We start from the raw sequence: 820 nt of genomic DNA, 5'->3' as shown, positions 1-820 counted from the left end.
AGGCTGGTGATTATGTTTCGCTTGGCTTCCCGCTCCTGGTCTGTTTCATCTGGTTTTCCAGTCTTGAGCCTAAGCGTACCACTTCAACTCACTTTTTTTTGGCGTACGCCCAGTTTCAAAAAATTCTCAATGCCTCTGCATCAAATTAATTACTGTTGAATTTCACGTCGCTTAAATACCCAAACCCCTTGATCAAGTATCGGATCCGAAGCATCTAGCCGCAAACACTCCACTGAAACTGTCCAGTTATCCTCGTAATCAGCAAGCACCTCAGTTTCAACACAGGAGGCAGATTCAAAATTGTCGTCATCGATCTCCCCATCAAAATAAAATCTAATATTCAAAAATAATCCCGACACTGAAAATATAACAGCACGAAGATTCCTTGAAACCTCCCCTAACAATGCCCTCTGAATATTTAGTCGGGCCGTCACGATCACATCATTAAGAGCACACATCATTCACGGCCTCGCTGGCACAATGTGGATACCGTCCTTAGAGTAGTGAATTATTCCATTCGCTGTAGGTGTTGCCACGCCAGCTCCATCTATATACGTCCCTATAGACCCACCAAAATTCACTCTTTCTTTCGAACCTGGCATGCCAACTGGAATATTACCTACCTGTTGCCCAGTTCCAGCACTTTCGGCAAGCTTGCGGGGGTCACTGGTCAAAACGCTACGTCCCGGCGTGTACGAATTGTGACCTGGAAAGTGCTTCTCTTGAGCACTCCATTTAACAGCAGGAACCTCTTTGGCTACAGATTTACCGCTTACCAGCATACCAGTCAAGATGCCGGCTGTAAGCACTCCGCCACCGA

Annotated in this window: 1 protein-coding gene; it reads right to left on the bottom strand. The window is 46.2% G+C overall.

What is annotated here, in order from left to right; all coding sequences use genetic code 11:
* Positions 1-461 precede the first annotated feature (461 nt).
* The coding region (locus tag AO068_RS27825; RefSeq protein ID WP_235592538.1) for a polymorphic toxin type 50 domain-containing protein at positions 462-820 on the bottom strand (359 nt) is incomplete at its 5' end.

The organism is Pseudomonas sp. ICMP 3272, assembly GCF_001466905.1.
In the GTDB taxonomy this organism is placed as follows: domain Bacteria; phylum Pseudomonadota; class Gammaproteobacteria; order Pseudomonadales; family Pseudomonadaceae; genus Aquipseudomonas; species Aquipseudomonas amygdali.
This window is presented reverse-complemented; position numbering and strand designations above follow the sequence as displayed.